The following is a 16624-nucleotide window of genomic DNA, read 5'->3' on the forward strand; positions in this document are numbered from 1 at the left end:
ACAGCACGTCGGCGAAGTTGCCGCCGTAGATGGTGTCGTTGCCCGCGTCGCCGAAGACGTCGTCGAAGAGGCCGCCGCCGTAGACCGTGTCGACGTCGGTGGTCGAGAAGTCGACGTCGGAGTTGGCGTAGACGAGGTCCGAGCCGTTCTGGCCGCGCAACTCGTCGCCGCCCGGTCCGCCATGGAGCCGGTCGTCGCCGTTGCCTCCACGCACCACGTCGTCGCCGTCGTCGCCCCAGATCCGGTCGCCGCCGCCACCGCCGTAGAGGATGTCGCCGTCGGGGCCGCCCCAGATCAGGTCGTTCCCTTTGCCGCCGTCGACGTCGTCGATGCCGATGCCACCGTGGAGCTGGTCGAGGCCCAGCCCGCCGACGACGACGTCGTCGTCCTCGAAGCCGCAGACGATGTCGTCGCCGTCGAGCGCGTCGATCGTGTCGGGCCCGGGGGTCCCCGCGATCACGTCCGGGCCCGCCGTCGGGGCCTCCCCGTACGCCGTGATGACCGTCGCGTCGAAGCCGTCGCAGGCGACCGGGTACGTCTCGGTGGAGATCAACCGGAGGACCGCCCACTCCTGTCCGGTCTGGCCAGCGAGCAGCAGCTTGTCGTCCGCCTGGACGGTCAGCGCCAGCGCCGTGTCGTCGCCGCCGAGATCTCCCGTGGCCTTGCCGTCGAGGTCGAACGTCGAGTCGAGCCCGCCGCTGGCGAGGAGCCGTGCGATGATGCCATCGCGGCTGCCGACGACTCCGGTGGTGCCGGCGACGACGATCGTGCCGTCGGCTCGGAGCGCAACGTCGTTGAACTGCTCGACGTCCGCTCCGAAGTCGACGTCGACCACACCGCCCGTGCCGAACGATGCGTCCAGCGCACCGGCCGAGGTGACCCGCAGGACGATCGCGTCGCGTTCCGAGGGCGGTGATGTCTCACCGGCCACCACGAGCTTGCCGTCGGGCTGCAGCGCCAAGCCATGGCCCGCCGCAAAGGAAGCCAGGTCGATGATCGCCTCGCCGTCACCGTCGAACGTGGTGTCCAACGAGCCGTCGGTGAGCAGCCGGTGGAGCACGACGACCTGGTCGTCGGGGACGATCTGGTACTGCCAGGTCCACAAGAGCACGATCTTGCCGTCGGGTTGGATGACGAGATCGGACACCTCGCTGTCACCGCTGTGCGGCACCGTGACCACACCGTCGCTGTCGAACGTCGTGTCGAGGGTGCCGTCCGTCAGGAACCGGGCGGCACCGACCTCGCTGTTGCCGTCCCACCCGATGACGATCTTGCCGTCGGCCTGTAGCGCGACGCCTCTCGCCTCGCCGTCGAGATCCGGCGTGACGATGCCGCCGGTCCCGAACGTGGCGTCGGGTGTTCCGTCGGCGGCGAACCTGGCGACCGACGGATCGCCGCCGGACTCTCCCACGGCGACGATCTTGCCGTCGGGCTGGACCACGAGGTCGTAGAAGCGGCCGGTGCCGGTGACGCCGCCGCCGATCCCGAACGTTCCGTCCACCTGTCCATCCGGTGTGAGCTTGGCGAGGACGCTGGCGTCTCCGCCGGGCTGGGTCCACCCGGCGACGAGCGAGCTGCCGTCGGGCAGTTCGGCGATCGCTTCGGCCTGGCTGGGCACGCCGAATCCGCTGACCCACGCACCGCCCATGCCGAATCGCGGATCGGGCCGGATCTCGTGCACCTCGATCGACACCGTGCCCGGGGTCGACGTCGCGGTGCCGTCGTCGACGGTGAAGGTGAAGGAGTCGTCGCCGAGGAAGCGCTCGTCGGGGATGTAGGTCACGTTGGGAGGCGTGCCGGTCAGCCGCCCGTGGGACGGCGGTGTCTCGATGCCGAACGTGATGGGGTCGAGGTCGGGGTCCGAGCCCGTCAGCACGATCTCGATCGAGGTGTCCTGCCAGGCGAACACCGACTGATCATCCGCGGTCGGCGTGCTGTTCGCGGCCACGGTGGTCGCATCCAACACGATGCTCGGCACGGCGACGAGGACGAGCAGCAGCCCGACGACTGCGTTCGATCCGATCCGCCGATGTGTGGTCGTTCGTCGCTCGTTGATGGCCCACCTCCTGCCGCCGCGGCCATGCGATCCATGCGATGCATGTGATGCGGGCAACCGCCATCGCCCGCGCCTGGAGGTACGAAGCTACCGTGCCCGCCGGCGCCGTGCAGGAGCAATCACCCGAGCGGGGTCAAGATCCGTTCAATGCGTCGTGGGCCGTCGCTCACGGCACGTTCTCGACGATTTCGCAGGCAGTAGCGGTGTCTCCGCTGCCCGAGTTGTAGATCCCGCCGTTGCAGTAGTCACCGAGGATGTGCGGACCGCCGCGCAGCGTGTCAGCGCCGTTGTTGCCGTACAGGCTGTCGTCGCCGGACTTGCCCGACAGGACGTCGGCGAAGTTCCCGCCGTAGATGGTGTCGTCGCCGGCGTCGCCGTACACGTCGTCGTAGAGCCCGCCGCCGTACACGGTGTCGACCGCGGTCGTCGAGAAGTCGACGTCGTCGTTGGCGTACACGAGGTCGGAACCGTTCTGGCCCCGCAGCTCGTCGCGTCCCGGCCCGCCGTACAGCCGGTCGTTGCCGTTGCCGCCGCGCAGCTCGTCGCCGCCGCCCTCGCCCCAGATCCGGTCGCCGCCGCCACCGCCGTACAGGACGTCGCTGTCCGGGCCACCCCAGATCAGGTCGTTTCCCTTGCCGCCGTCGACGTCGTCGACTCCCGCTCCGCCCATGATCCGGTCGAGGCCGAGCCCGCCGGCGAGCACGTCGTCGCCTTCGAACCCGCAGACGATGTCGTCGCCGTCCAGCCCGTCGATGACGTCGGGGCCGGGGGTCCCGGCGATCACGTCGGGCCCCGCGGTCGGGGTCTCGCCGTAGGCGGTGATGACGCTCGCGTCCCGGCCGTCGCAGGCCACCGGGTAGGTCACGGTCGAGATCAGCCGGAGGACACCCCATTCCGAACCCCACTGTCCGGCGAACAGCATCCTGCCGTCCGCCTGCACGGCCAGCGCGCGGTTGTCCTCGTCGTTGCCGAGGTCGCCGATGACCTTGCCGTCGAGGTCGAACGTCGTGTCGAGCCCGCCGTCGGGGAGGAGCCGCGCAACGATGCCGTCGCGTTCGCCGGCGACGCCGGCGCTCCCGGCCACGAGGATCGTGCCGTCCGCGAGGAGCGCGACGTCGTTGAACTGCTCGAAGTCGGTGCCGTAGGCGACGTGGGTGGTGCCGCCGGCGCCGAACGTGGCATCGAGCGCGCCGGCCGCCGTGAGCCGGGCCACGATCGCGTTCCGGTCGAACGGTTCCCACGTCTCGCCGGCGATCACGAGCTTGCCGTCGGTCTGGAGCGCCAGCCCATGGCCCGCCGCGAACTGATCGAGGTCGATGTCGGTCCTGCCGTCCGTGTCGAACGTGGCGTCGGGCGAGCCGTCCGGGAGCAGGCGCGCGATTTCGATGACCTGGTCGTCGAACGTCGTGCCGTGGTGCCACGTCCACAGGAGCACGATCTTGCCGTCGGGCTGGACCACCACGTCGGAGACCCACGTGTTGCCACCGCGGGGCACCGAGAAGATGCCGGCGGTGCCGAAGGTGGCGTCGGGGGTGCCGTCGGGCAGCAGCCGCAGCACGCCGACGTCGTCGTCGTTGTCCTCCCAGCCGACGACGATCTTGCCGTCGGCGTGGAGCGCGACCGCCTTGGCCGCGCCGTTGAGGTCGACGGTGACGATGCCGCCGGTCCCGAAGGTCGCGTCGAGCGCGCCATTGACGTCGAACCTCGCGATCGCGGGGTCGCCGCCCGCGGCTCCGACCACCACGAGCTTGCCGTCGGTCTGGTGGACGAGGTCGGCGAAGTTCGTGATCGTACCGGCAACGACGCCGCCGGTCCCGAACGTCGGGTCGAGCGCGCCATCCGGCGTGAGCTTCAGGATGGCGCTGTCCGTGCCGCCCTGCACGGTCCAGCCGGCCGCGACCACGCTGCCATCGGGCAGCTCGATCACCGCCTCCGCCTGACCATTGCCACCGAACCCGCTGACCCACATCCCGTCCGTGCCGAACCTCGGGTCGGGTCGGATGTCGTGCACGGTGATCGACACCGTGGCGGCGGGTGACGGCACCTGGCCGTCGTCGACGACGAACGTGAACGAGTCGTCGCCGAGGTAGCGCTCGTCGGGCGTGTAGGTCACGTTCGGCGGCGTGCCGGTCAGCCGACCGTGAGAGGGAGGTGTCTCGATGTCGAACGTGATGGGATCCGGGTCGGGATCGGACCCGGCCAGGACAATGTCGACCGAGGTGTCCTGCCAGGCGAACACCGACTGGTCGTCGGCGGTCGGGGTGCCGTTGGCGTCGATGACGTCGATCGTGATCGTCTCGTCGTCGATCGCGACGGCATCCGACACGGTCACGACGACACCGGGATACGAACCGTGGTCGGCGTAACCGGGTGCGAGGCTCAGGGTCGCTGTGCCGTCGCCGTGGTCGGTCAGCGATGCGAACGCAGGCGCACCGTTGATCCAGAACACCAACACATCGCCGTCGGCGTCGGTGGCGCTGATCGGGACGTCGAGCACGTCGCCCTCGGTCACCGTGAGAATCCCGATCGGTCCGAGCACTGGCGCAGCGTTGGGACCGGCGTCGACCTCGAAGGCGCCGATGTCGTCGGCCGCGCCCTGCGGTCGTGCGATGGCCCGCTGGTCGACGGTGAGATCGGTCGCACCGGCGTCGATCGCCGGCGATCCGGGGAGCAGCGCGTACGTCTCGGTCGGCCCTCCGAAGTCGGCGAGCGGCGACAGCATCGGATCGGCCGTGGCGACGTCGCCGGGCCCGCCGCTGGGCGCGCCGGTGCCGACGCCGACGAGGTTGTACCCGACCGACGTGTAACCGCCCCACGAATCCTCGGTACCGGCACTGATCGTGGCGTGGTTGCCGGCGATGATCGAGTTGGTCACGTAGAAGTCCGGGCACTCGAGGCTGTACGGGTCGTCGACCACCAGACTCGGCCAGTTGCCCCTGCCGTACAGGCCGAGGAGGTCGTCCTCCCAACGACTGTTGACGCCGCCGCCGTGGGCGGCGGTGTTGTCGGTGATCGTGACCCCGTCGAGGACTGTGACCGGGCAGTAGCCGGCCGGGAGCACGACGTAGAGCATGTGGGCCACCCCGCCGCCCGCACCGCCGTCGAGGTAGGGGTAGCCATACGGATCCCAGCGGTCGACCATCGCAGCGGTGTTCCCAGCGATCGTCGAGTTCTCGATCGTGGCGATCCCGCCGGCGTTGATGACGCCGCCTCCCCGTCCGCCGAGCAGAGGGCTCGTGTCCCACTGGTCGTTCGTGGCGGTGTTGTTCGTGATGGTGGTGCCGGTGATCGTGAGGTCGCCCGGGTACCGGTTCTGCACGCCGCCGCCACTGCCGGTCTCGATGTAGAAGCTGGTCGACGTGGTCGAGTTGCCGTCGATCACCGAGTCGGTGATGGTCATCACGTCCCAGTTGAAGATGCCGCCGCCACCGCTGAAGTAGCCGAACGTCTGGTTGTCGACGACGGTGGCGTCGGTGATCGTGCTGGTGCCATCGCCGCTGAAGATGCCGCCGCCCCTTTGGGCTGTGTTGCCGGCGATCAGCGTGTTCACGACATGGAGCTCGGCGTCGTTGCTCAGCACGCCGCCGTCGCTGCCGACGCCGCCGCCGTCGTTGCTCGACTCGTTCGAGACGATCGTGCTGCCGACGATGGTCATCGTGCCACTGTTGTAGATCCCTCCACCCACGCTCCAGGTGCTGTACTCGGGTGGATTCGTGCTGTTGTTGCGGATGATCGAGTTGGTGATCGTGGCCGTGCCCAGCTGGTTCGAGATGCCGCCGCCGTCCTCACCGGACCAGTTGTCCTCGATGATCGAGTTCGTGATCGTCAGCGTGCCGTTCATGTTCAGCACCCCGGCACCGTCCTTGTCGGCACCGGTCACCGTGTACCCGCCGGTGATCGTCACGCCGACGAGCTCGAGCCCGGCGTGGTAGCCGACACTGATGACGCGCCACCGCCATGAGGGGCCGAGATCACCGAGTCGGGTCGCGTCGATGACCGTGGTCTCGGCACCGGCACCGATGACGGAGGTGGTCCCCGTCTCACGCTCGACGTGAAGCTCGTCCTCGAGATACAGCGTGAGGTCGTACTGGCCGGCCGGCAGGGTGATCGTGTCGTCGCCGCCGGTTGCGTTGGCGGCCGCGATCGCCTCGCGCAGCGAGCAGTCGCTGTCGCAGACGCCGTCCGCGGTGTCGTCGGTCTTCGTGACCAGGAACGTGCCGCCGTACGGGGTGTACGACCACGTCAGGTCGAACGTCCCGAACTCGCCGTTGGCCTGACCGTCGACGACGACCTGGTACGTCGTGCCGCCGATGACCGGGAAGTCGAGGTCGACGTGCGTGCCGGCCGTGCTGGCGGACGCGACCGGTGCGAGCAGGCCGAGCTGGTCGTCCGTGTAGACGGCGACCACGCTCGTCCAGTCGTCCGGCGCGGACGGCGTGTCGAGGTCGATCTCCGCGTCACCGTCCCAGATCGGCGTCCACTCGTACCACACGGAGTGCGCGGGTGTCCCCGGCACGCCGCCGTGGGTCGGCTCCATGATCTCGGGGGTGGCTCCTTCGGTCGTGCCGACCAGGACGCCGTTCCGCTCGTCCAGCGCGATCCGCTCGCCGAAGTCGTCGTTCGGTGGCGGCGAGAGCGCCCACGTCAGGTCGAACGTGCCGGTGTCGCCCGCGTCGTAGCCGTCGACGACGAGGTGGTAGGTCGTGCCACCGGTGACGGGGAACTCGAGCCGGCGCGTGTGGCTCATGTTGCCGGGGGAGGCGGTGACCTCGGTGAGTGTGTCGACGCTCGCGCCGGTGTAGACGGCGACCACGATCTCGTCGAACGTCGACTGCATCGTGGCGTTGACCACGGCATCGCCGGCGGTGCTCGGCGTCCAGTCGTACCAGACCGAGACCTTGGGCGTCCGACCCGCGTGGTTCGGCTCGCCGGCCTCCGCAGTGGCGTCCGCGTTGGTCTGGTCGAGCAGCCAACCGGCGTCGCCGACCATGGGGGTGGCGGCGACGAAGTCGTCGTTCGGTGGCGACACGATCGCCCAGTCGATGTCGAAGCTGCCCGTCGACGAGGCGGTCCAGCCGTCGACTGCGATCCGGTAGGTGGTGCCGCCATCGATCCGGAACTCGACGAGGCTCGTGCTGCCGCCGCCGGCGCTGACGACGGGGGTCAGCGAATCGACGGCGGTGCCGGTGTAGACGGCCAGCACGGTCGTCCACGTCGTGTACGGGTCGGACGTCGCGGTGACGGCGCCCTTCCCCCCGATGCTCGGCGTCCACTCGTACCAGACCGATCGGACCGGTGTGCGGCCGTGGTGGTCGGGCTCGCCCGTCTCTGCGGTCGCGGCGTCGTTGCTCTGCGCGACGAGCGCCCCCGAGTCGCCGGCGAGCGCGGTCGCGTCGGCGAAGTCGTCGTTCGGCAGCGAGGTGATGCTGTACGAGATGTCGAAGCCGCCGGTGTTCCCCGCGGTCCAGCTGTCGACCACCAGCGAGTAGGTCGTGCCGGCGGTGACGTCGAACTCGATGTGCTCCGACGTCGCACCGCCGTCGCTGGCGATCGGCGTGAGCGCGTCGACGGCCGAGCCGGTGTAGGCGGCGACCACGAGGCTCCAGCCGTCGGCCGTCACGTCGACGGCCGCACGACCGCCGATGCTCGGCGTCCACTCGTACCAGACCGACCTGATCGGCATGCGGCCGTGGTGGGCGGGCTCTCCTGGTTCGGCGGTCGATTGCTCGTTGCTCTGGAGCTCGAAGATGCCGCCGTCGCCGAGGAGTTCCCTGGCCTCGTCGAACATGTCGTTGGGTGAGGGGATCGTCCACTCGACCCGGAACGTGCCGCTCTCGGTGCTGTCGACCCCGTCGATCGCGATGCGATACGTGGTCCCGGCGTCGGCGGAGAACCACTGCCCGATGTTCGAGCCGGTCGTGTGCGTCGCTGCGATCTCGGTGAGCGAGTCGACTGCGGAGCCGGTGTAGATCGCGAGCACGGGATCCCAGCTGCCGGAGACGTAGACGTGCACCTTGGCCATCGCGGTCGCCGTCGGCGTCCAGTCGTACCAGACCGAATGAGTGGGCGTGAACGGCAGGCCGTCGTGGCTGGGCTCGTCGACCTCGGCGGTGGCGTCGACGTTGGTCTGGGCGAGGAGCTCCCCGTCGTTGCCGACCATCGTCGTGGCCGCGGCGAAGTCGTCGTTGCCGGGCGGGGCGGCTGCGACCGGTCTCGAGCCGATCATCACGAACGACGCGATCAACCCGAGCAGGATCGCGGGGACGAGCATCCGCCGAGCGGCGGAGGGCTCCTGGGTGGTGTGGTCGTCGGTCCACCAGGCCATGACCGGCCTCCTTCCGGGCGGGCTGGTCGCCCAGGGAGGCGCCGTCTCGGCATGGCCGACCCGTCCGCCGCTGCGAACGCACCGGCACCGACCGCGGGACGAGAGCCCCGCCCCTCGCCCCCATCCTCGCGATCTTCCCGCGCCGCTCCCAGGGACGAACGTCCATATCCCCGACCGGCACCGAGAAGTCACCCGGCGCGCGCGGGACGGCCGGCGCCGAGCCCCCCGCCGGGCGCCGGCGCCGGCCGCGGCCGAGTTCGGCTACGGCACGTTGACCACCGTCTCGCAGGCGTTGGCGGTGTCGCCCGATCCCGAGTTGAGGACGCCGCCGTTGCAGTAGTCGCCGACGACGTGCGGGCCGCCCCGCAACACGTCGGCGCCGTTGTTGCCGTACAGGTCGTCGTCGCCGGACTTGCCGGACAGCACGTCGGCCATGTTGCCTCCGTAGAGGAGGTCGGGACCGGCGTCACCCCACACGTCGTCGTACAGACCGCCGCCGTAGACGGTGTCGACGTCCGTCGTGGAGAACTCGACGTCGTCGTTGGCGTAGACGAGGTCGGAGCCGTTCTGGCCGCGCACGTCGTCGTTGCCCGGCCCGCCGTACAGCCGGTCGTTGCCGTTGCCGCCGCTGACGTTGTCGTCGCCGTCGCCGCCCCACAGGCGGTCGCCGCCGCCCGAGCCGTAGAGGCTGTCGTTGCCGGGACCGCCCCAGACCCGGTCGTTGCCGAGACCGCCGAACAGCACGTCGCCGCCCTCGTCGCCGAAGATGACGTCGCGACCCGGCCCACCGTCGATCACGTCGTCGCCGCCGAGGCCGCAGATGACGTCGTCGCCCTCGAGCCCGTCGATGCCGTCGTGATCCTCGGTCCCGAGGATCACGTCCGGACCAGGCGTCGGCGAGTCGCCGATGCCGATGAAGACGGTCACGAGCTCACCGCCGCAGAAGACCTCCTCGAAGTCCTCGGCCACGGTGAAGTCGCCGTCACCCTCGTCGACCATCACCTGGGCGCCCGCCGGCTGACCGAACTCGCCACACTGGCCGGTGAGGTCGGCGAACCAGAACCCGTCGACCGCGCCGTCGTCGCCGTCGACGACCGTCACCTGGGCACCGCACTGCGGACCACCGAGCAGCACGGTCACCTCGCTGCCGAGCGGCAACATCCCAGCCGCCGTCTGGGCGCCGAAGTCGGCGTCGATCGACAACGGGCCGGTCAGCCCGAGGGAGCGGGTGACGGCGCCGTCGTCCGCCACGATCCAGTCACCGAAGAGGAGGTCCCGCTTCGCATCGACGACGAAGTGGCCGTGGATGTCGGTCGCCGTGTCGATCGTCGGCGGATCGGTCGCCGGGTTTGCGTTGATCCAGATCTGGACCGCCGCCATCGAGTCGAAGTCGTGGCCCTCGATCCAGTCGCCGGTCACCGACGCACGCAGGCTCGGTGTCATCTCCGGGAAGACCATCGTGGCATCGCCTTCCGCATCGGGCAGGAGCACTCTCGCCCACGCGTCGGGCCCGAGCCCGGCGGGGCACTGCCCGCTGAGGTCGGCGGACCACCACCCGTCGACCGAGCCGTCGTCTGCGTCGCTGACCGTCGCCCAGGCGCCGCAGTCGTTGCCGCCCATCTCGACGTCGACCGTGGCCCCGATCGGCAGTTGGCCGAGCGCGGTCAGCAGCTCCAACTGGGCCTCGATCGACAGCGGGCCGGCGGTGGCGAGCTCGACGGTCTCGAAGCCGTCGGACACGGTCATCGTGTCGCCGAAGGCGAACGGGAACGATGCGTCCCACCAGAAGTTGCCGTTGAAGTCGGTGCTCGAGAAGTCGTTCGGCGGATCCGTCGTCCAGTCGCGGTTGACCCAGATCGCGATCGGCACGTCCGATCGGAAGCTGAACCCCTCGATGTAGTGCTCGCCGACTGCGACCCAGATGTATGCCTGATCGTCGTTGACGACGGTTGCGTTGCCGCCGCCGTGGTACCGGAACACCCGCGACCGGGCGTGTGCGCCGAGGCCGCCGGGACACTGATCGCTGAGGTCGATCGACCACAACCCGTCCGTGGTGCCGTCGTCCCGGTCGGCGACCCGACCCCATGCGCTGCACTCGTCGCCGCTGATCTCGACGTCGACGAGATGGTTCACCGGCAGCTCGCCGGTGGCGGTCATCGTCGGGAAGTCGGCGTCGATCGACAGCGGGAGGCTCAGGGTCATCCAGGTCTCGGTCGAGCCATCCGACGCGGTCACCAGGTCGCCGAACACGAGGTCGGACGGGCTGCCCCAGTGGAAGCTGCCGTCGGGGTTCGTCGCGACCGTGGCGAGCGGGGGATCGGACGCCGGGTCGTCGTTGACCCAGATGTCGACCGAACCGGTCGACAGCCAGTCGACGCCCTCGACCTCGTTCCGGGTCTCCGAGACGAAGATGCGCGGCCACAGGAAGTCGGAGATCGTGGCATCGCGGTCGACCTCGTAGAGGAAGACCCGTGCGAACGGACGGCTGCCCAGGCTGCCGGGGCAGTCAACGCTCAGGTCGGCGAACCACAGCCCGTCGACCGTGCCGTCGTCGGCGTCGGCCACCGTCTGGCGGGCGGTGCACTCGTCGCCGCCCATCTCGACCTCGACCTCGTCCCCGAGCGGCAGCTCGCCCCACGCGACCTTCAGACCCAGATTGATGTCGATCGACAACGGCCCGGTGACGACCAGGTCGCGAGTGGTCACGCCGTCGGATGCGACCACGACGTCGCCGAAGTCGATGTCGAACGGCAACGTCGTGTTGAGGCTCCCGCCCGGATCGGTCACTGCGCCCCAATTCGGCGGATCGGTGGCCGGGTCGAGGTCGACCCAGATGTCGACACGGGCGCCCGGCGCGAAGCCGAACCCCTCGATGTTGTTCCGGTTCTCCGAGGCCCAGAGCTGGGGCGGAGGTCCGGACCACGCCTGGGTGAAGTTGTCGCCCGGGTCGAAGTGCAGCGCGACCGCGCCTTCCTCGACGCCGAGACCGGTCGGGCAGTCGGCGCCGAGGTCCTTCGACCAGAGCCCGTCGACGGTGCCGTCGTCGACGTCGAGCACGAACGCGCCGGTGCTGCAGTCCGAGCCCCACGCCCAGGTCTGCACACCCTCACCGGTCGGGAGCTCACCGGCGACGATCGGCGTCGCCGGGTCGACCGTCACCGAGAGCGGCCCGGCGAGGATCATCCCCCGACCGAACGCAAGTGTGCTGTCGACCACGCTGACGTCGTCGCCCGAGACGAGATCGAGGCCGCTGTCGACGTGGAAGCGCCCGAGGTGGTCGAGCGGTGTCGTGAACGTCGGCGGGTCGACCAGGACGTCGGCGTTCACGTACACGTGGGCCGAGCCGAAGGGTGGGAACCCGCTGGCGTAGATCCAGTCCTCGTCGAGCGACGCGCCGATGTGGTAGAGCGGCGCCGTCTGGGCGACCGTTGCGGTCGGGGCGCCGTCGTCCACCTCGCCACGCTCGAAGAAGCCGAGGCCGTCGGGGCACGCGCCGCTGAAGTCGTGGGTCCAGTTGCCGTCGACCGAGCCGTCGTCACCGTCGGACACCGTCGCCGTCGCCTCGCAGAACGAACCGGTGACGTACACCTGGACCGTGGCGCCGCTCGGCAGGGTGCCCGACGCCGTGGCCGGGTCCCTGACCACGGTGATCGACAGCGGGCCCGTCATCGTGCCCGCCAACCCGGCACCAGGATGGACGACGTAGACGTCGTCGCCGAACACGATGTCGACGCCGAGCTCGTCTCGCGAGACGAAGAGACTCCCGTCGCCCTCGACGACCGTCGACGTCGAGCCCTTCGTCGACCCACCGCTGTCGTCGACCCACACGTCGGCGGTGGCACCAGGCGTCCAGCCCTGGCCTGCCACCCAGTCCTCGGTCACCGATGCCCGAAAGCTCTCGCCGACACTCGACACCGAGCCATGCGGCACGACGATGCCGGGGAAGACGAAGAGCGAGACGACGCCGAGGACGCCTCGCCACCCGATCCTCCGCCGACCGTCTCTCCCGTCGGGGGTGCTCCGCCACTGGTTCCACGGCCGGACTGTGGTCGTCCGCTCGGCGTCCATGACCCACCTCCTGAGGCGTGGGCCACGCTGGGGGGTGCCGCCGGTGGTCCCGCGCCCGGTCTCCCTCCCCCTCAGCAGACGCCGCCGTCCGGCCCTGGAAGTAGGGCCTTTCGACCCTTTCGCTACCGAGATGACGCCTCGCATCAGCTCGCCGCCGACGGGCGGTCGACGACGCGTTCACCGAGAAGTCACCCGGCGCGCGCGGGACGGCCGGCGCCGAGCCCCCGCCGGGCGCCGGCACCGGCCGCGGCCGAGTTCGGCTACGGCACGTTGATCACCGTCTCGCAGGCGCTGGCCGTGTCGCCCGATCCGGAGTTGTGGACGCCGCCGTTGCAGTAGTCGCCCGTGATGTGCGGGCCGCCGCGCAACGTGTCGGCACCGTTGTTGCCGTACAGGTAGTCGTCGCCGGACTTGCCGGAGAGCACGTCGGCGAAGTTGCCGCCGTACACGACGTCGTTGCCGGCGTCACCCCACACGTCGTCGTACAGACCGCCGCCGTAGACGGTGTCGACGTCCGTCGTGGTGAAGACGGTGGCGCTGTTGGCGTAGACGTCGTCGGAGCCGTTCTGGCCGCGCAGCTCGTCGAACCCCGGCCCGCCGTAGAGCCGGTCGTTGCCCAAGCCGCCGCGCAGCTGGTCGTCGCCGTCGTCGCCCCAGATCCGGTCGCCGCCGCCACCGCCGTAGAGGATGTCGTTGCCGGGACCACCGAAGATCTGGTCGTTGTGCTTGCCACCGTCGATGTCGTCGATGCCTTCGCCGCCGTCGATGGTGTCGAGTCCTAGACCACCGGCGATGACGTCGTCGCCACCGAGCCCGCAGATGATGTCGTCGCCTTCGAGCCCGTCGATCACGTCGGGGCCTTCGGTCCCGAGGATCACGTCCGGGCCGGGCGTCGGCGACTCACCGTTGCCGATGAACACCGACACCGGCGCACCGCGACAGAGGACCTCTTCGAAGTCCTCGGCCACGGTGAAGTCGCCGTCGCCGTCGTCGAGCATCACCTGCGCATGGGCCGGCTGGCCGAGATCGCCGCACTGACCGCCGAGATCGGCGGACCAGAACCCGTCGACCGAGCCGTCGTCACCGTCGGCCACGGTCACCCGGGCGCCGCAGTACGGGCCGTTCAGGTAGACGTCGACCTCGGCCCCGACCGGCAGCATGCCGCTCGCCGTGTGGGCGCCGAAATCGGCGTCGATCGTGAGCGGTCCGGTCAGCACGACCTCGCGCAGCAGTGCGCCGTCGAACACTGCGACGTAGTCGCCGAAGACCAGATCCGGCCCCGGGTGGGTCGAGAAGTGGCCGCGGAAGTCGGTCGCGGACGTCGCCGTCGGTGGGTCGATCGCCGGGTTCTGGTTGACCCAGATCTCGATCGGAGCGTTGGGAGCGAGGTCGTAGCCCTCGACCCAATTACTGGTCACCGACGAGCGCGTCGTCGGCGGACGCTCGGGGAACACCATCGTGGCGTCGCCCTCGGCGTCGTGCAGGAACACCCGCGCCCAGGCGCCGAACCCGAGCCCGACGGGGCACTGCCCGCTCAGGTCGGCGGACCAGAATCCGTCGACTGAGCCGTCGTCACCGTCGGCGACGGTCTGCCAGGCACCGCAGGCGTTGCCGTACATCTCGACGTCGACGTCCGCACCGACCGGCAACTGGCCGTCGGCCAACAGAAGATCGAGATCGGCGTTGATCGACAGCGGCCCGATGGTCATGAGCTCGGCCGTCTCCACCCCGTCGGACACGATCATCGTGTCGCCGTTGGCGAAGGCGAACGAGGCGTTCCACCAGAAGTTGCCGTGGCGATCGGTGCCCCAGACCTCGGTCGGCGGTTGCGTCGCCGGGTCGGCGTTGACCCAGATGTCGATCGGCGCGTTCGGCAGGAAGCCGAAGCCCTCGATGTAGTGCTCGTGCACCGCCACCCAGATCCGTGCCTGGTCGTCGTTGACGACCGTGGCGTCCCCGTCGATGTCGTACAGGAACGCCCTCGCCCTGGCATTGGCGCCGAGGCCGCCGCACTGGCCGCTGAGGTCGACAGACCAGAGGCCGTCGACCGTGCCGTCGTCGCCATCGGCGACGCCGGTCCAGGCGCCACAGTCGTTGCCGTTCATCTCGACGTCAACCGCGGCGCCGAACGGCAGCTCGCCGGCGGCGGTCACCGCACCGAAGTCGGCGGCGATCGACAGCGGCGCCTCGAGCACCAGCTCACGCTGGGTCGAGCCGTCCGACACGATCACGAGGTCCCCGAAGATGAGGTCGAACCCGAAGCCGTAGTGGAAGTTGCCGCCGTGGTCCGTCCCGAACGTGTCGAAGGGCGGATCGGATACCGGGTCGGCGTTGATCCAGATGTCGACGGAACCGTTCGGCGCGAAGTCGAAGCCCTCGACGTCGTCCCGGGTCTCCGACACCCAGATGCGCGGCTGCATGAAGTCGCTGATCGTGGCGTCACCGTCGGGCTCGGGCAGGAACACCCGTGCCCAGGCGTTGCCGCCGAGGCCACCGGGGCACTGCCCGGACAGATCAGCGGACCACAGTCCGTCGAACGTTCCGTCGTCACCGTCGGTCACGCCGAGCTGGGCTCCACAATCGTCGCCCTGCATCTCGACGTCGATCTCTCCGAAGACCGGCAACTCACCGGCTGCCGTCATCGCCGCCAAGTCGGCGTCGATCGACAGCGGGCCCGTGACGACGAGATCGCGCATGATCACGCCATCGGATGCCGCGACGAGGTCGCCGAACGCGATGTCGAACGGCGGTGTCGTGTTGAAGTTCCCGCCGGGATCGGTTCCCGCACCCCAGTTCGGCGGCTCGGTGGCCGGGTCGGCGTTGACCCAGATGTCGATCGAGGCGTTCGGCGCGAAGCCGAACCCCTCGATGTAGTGCCGGTTCTCCGAGACCCACAGCTGCGGTTGCTGCGGCGGCTCGGCCAGCGTCTCGTCGCCATCGACGTCGGCAAGCCCGACCCGGCCCCATGCGTCGGCGCCGAGCCCGCCCGGGCACTGCCCGCTGAGGTCCGCGGACCAGAGCCCGTCGACCGTCCCGTCGTCGCCGTCGGCGACCGGTTGGCTCGCGTAGCAGTCCTGGCCGAACATCTCGACCCTCACGTCGGCGCCGATGGGCAGTTCGCCGTCGGCGACGATCAGGTCGAAGTCGGCGTTCATCGACAGGGGTCCTTCGAGCACGAGCTCGCGCAGGATGATCCCATCGCTGGCGGCGACGTAGTCACCGAACACGAGGTCGATACCGAAGCCGAAGTGGAAGTTGCCGTGCGGATCCGAGCCGGCCCCCTCGGTCGGTGGCTGGGTCAGCGGATCGGCGTTGACCCAGAGGTCGATCGCGGCGTCCGGGGCGAACCCGTGGCCGTCCATCCAGTTCCCCGTCTCCGAGACCCGGATCTGGGGTACCGGCGGTGGCTCGGCGATCGTCGCGTCGCCGTCGACGTCGTAGAGCTTGACCCGCGCCCAGGCGTTGGGGCCGAGCCCGCCGGGGCAGTCCCCGGACAGGTCGGCGGACCAGAGCCCGTCGACGGTGCCGTCGTCGCCGTCGGCGACAGGGCGCTCGGTGTGGCAGTCGTTGCCCCACATCTCGACGCCGACGTCCGCGCCGATGGGCAGCTCACCGTCGGCGAGCAGCAGGTCGAGGTCGGCGTTGATCGACAGCGGTCCCTCGAGCACGAGCTCGCGCAGGATCGCACCGTCCCCTGCGGCGACATAGTCGCCGAACACCAGATCGAACGGCGCATCCCACCGGAAGTTCCCGTTGGGGTCCGTCCAGATGACGTCCGTCGACGGATCGACCGCTGGGTTTGCGTTCACCCAGATCTCCACCGGGCTGTTCGACAGATAGCCGAACCCTTCGACCCAGTTGTAGGTCTCCGATACCCACATCTGCGGCGGCTGTGGCGGCGAGGCCATGGTGGCGTCGCCGTCGACGTCGTAGAGCTTGACCCGCGCCCACGCGTTGGGGCCGAGCCCGCCGGGGCAGTCCCCGGACAGGTCGGCGGACCAGAGTCCGTCGACGGTGCCGTCGTCGCCGTCGGCGACAGCCCGTTCGGTGCCGCAGTGGTCGCCGTTCATCTCGACGCCGACATCGGCGCCGATGGGCAGCTCACCGTCGGCGAGCAGCAGGTCGAGGTCGGCGTTGATCGACAGCGGTCCCTCGAGCACGAGCTCGCGCAGGAT

4 protein-coding genes are annotated in these 16624 nt (G+C 69.9%); all 4 read right to left on the minus strand.

All coding sequences use genetic code 11. The features are described from left to right. A partial coding sequence (locus tag QNJ12_RS17655) for an Ig-like domain-containing protein (protein ID WP_300624586.1) occupies nt 1-1909 on the minus strand: 1909 nt, incomplete at its 3' end. Between the two features lie 313 nt (nt 1910-2222). Beyond that, on the minus strand, nt 2223-8381 hold the full coding sequence (locus QNJ12_RS17660; protein ID WP_300624587.1) for a choice-of-anchor Q domain-containing protein: 6159 nt from the start codon (nt 8379-8381) through the stop codon (nt 2223-2225). Between the two features lie 261 nt (nt 8382-8642). Continuing rightward, complete coding sequence (locus QNJ12_RS17665) at nt 8643-12449, minus strand: calcium-binding protein (RefSeq protein WP_300624589.1); 3807 nt, start codon at nt 12447-12449, stop codon at nt 8643-8645. A 260-nt stretch (nt 12450-12709) separates the two neighbouring features. Beyond that, on the minus strand, nt 12710-16624 hold a 3915-nt coding region (locus QNJ12_RS17670; protein ID WP_300624591.1), incomplete at its 5' end, for a calcium-binding protein.

This window comes from Ilumatobacter sp., assembly GCF_030065885.1.
Classification (GTDB): Bacteria; Actinomycetota; Acidimicrobiia; order Acidimicrobiales; family Ilumatobacteraceae; genus Ilumatobacter.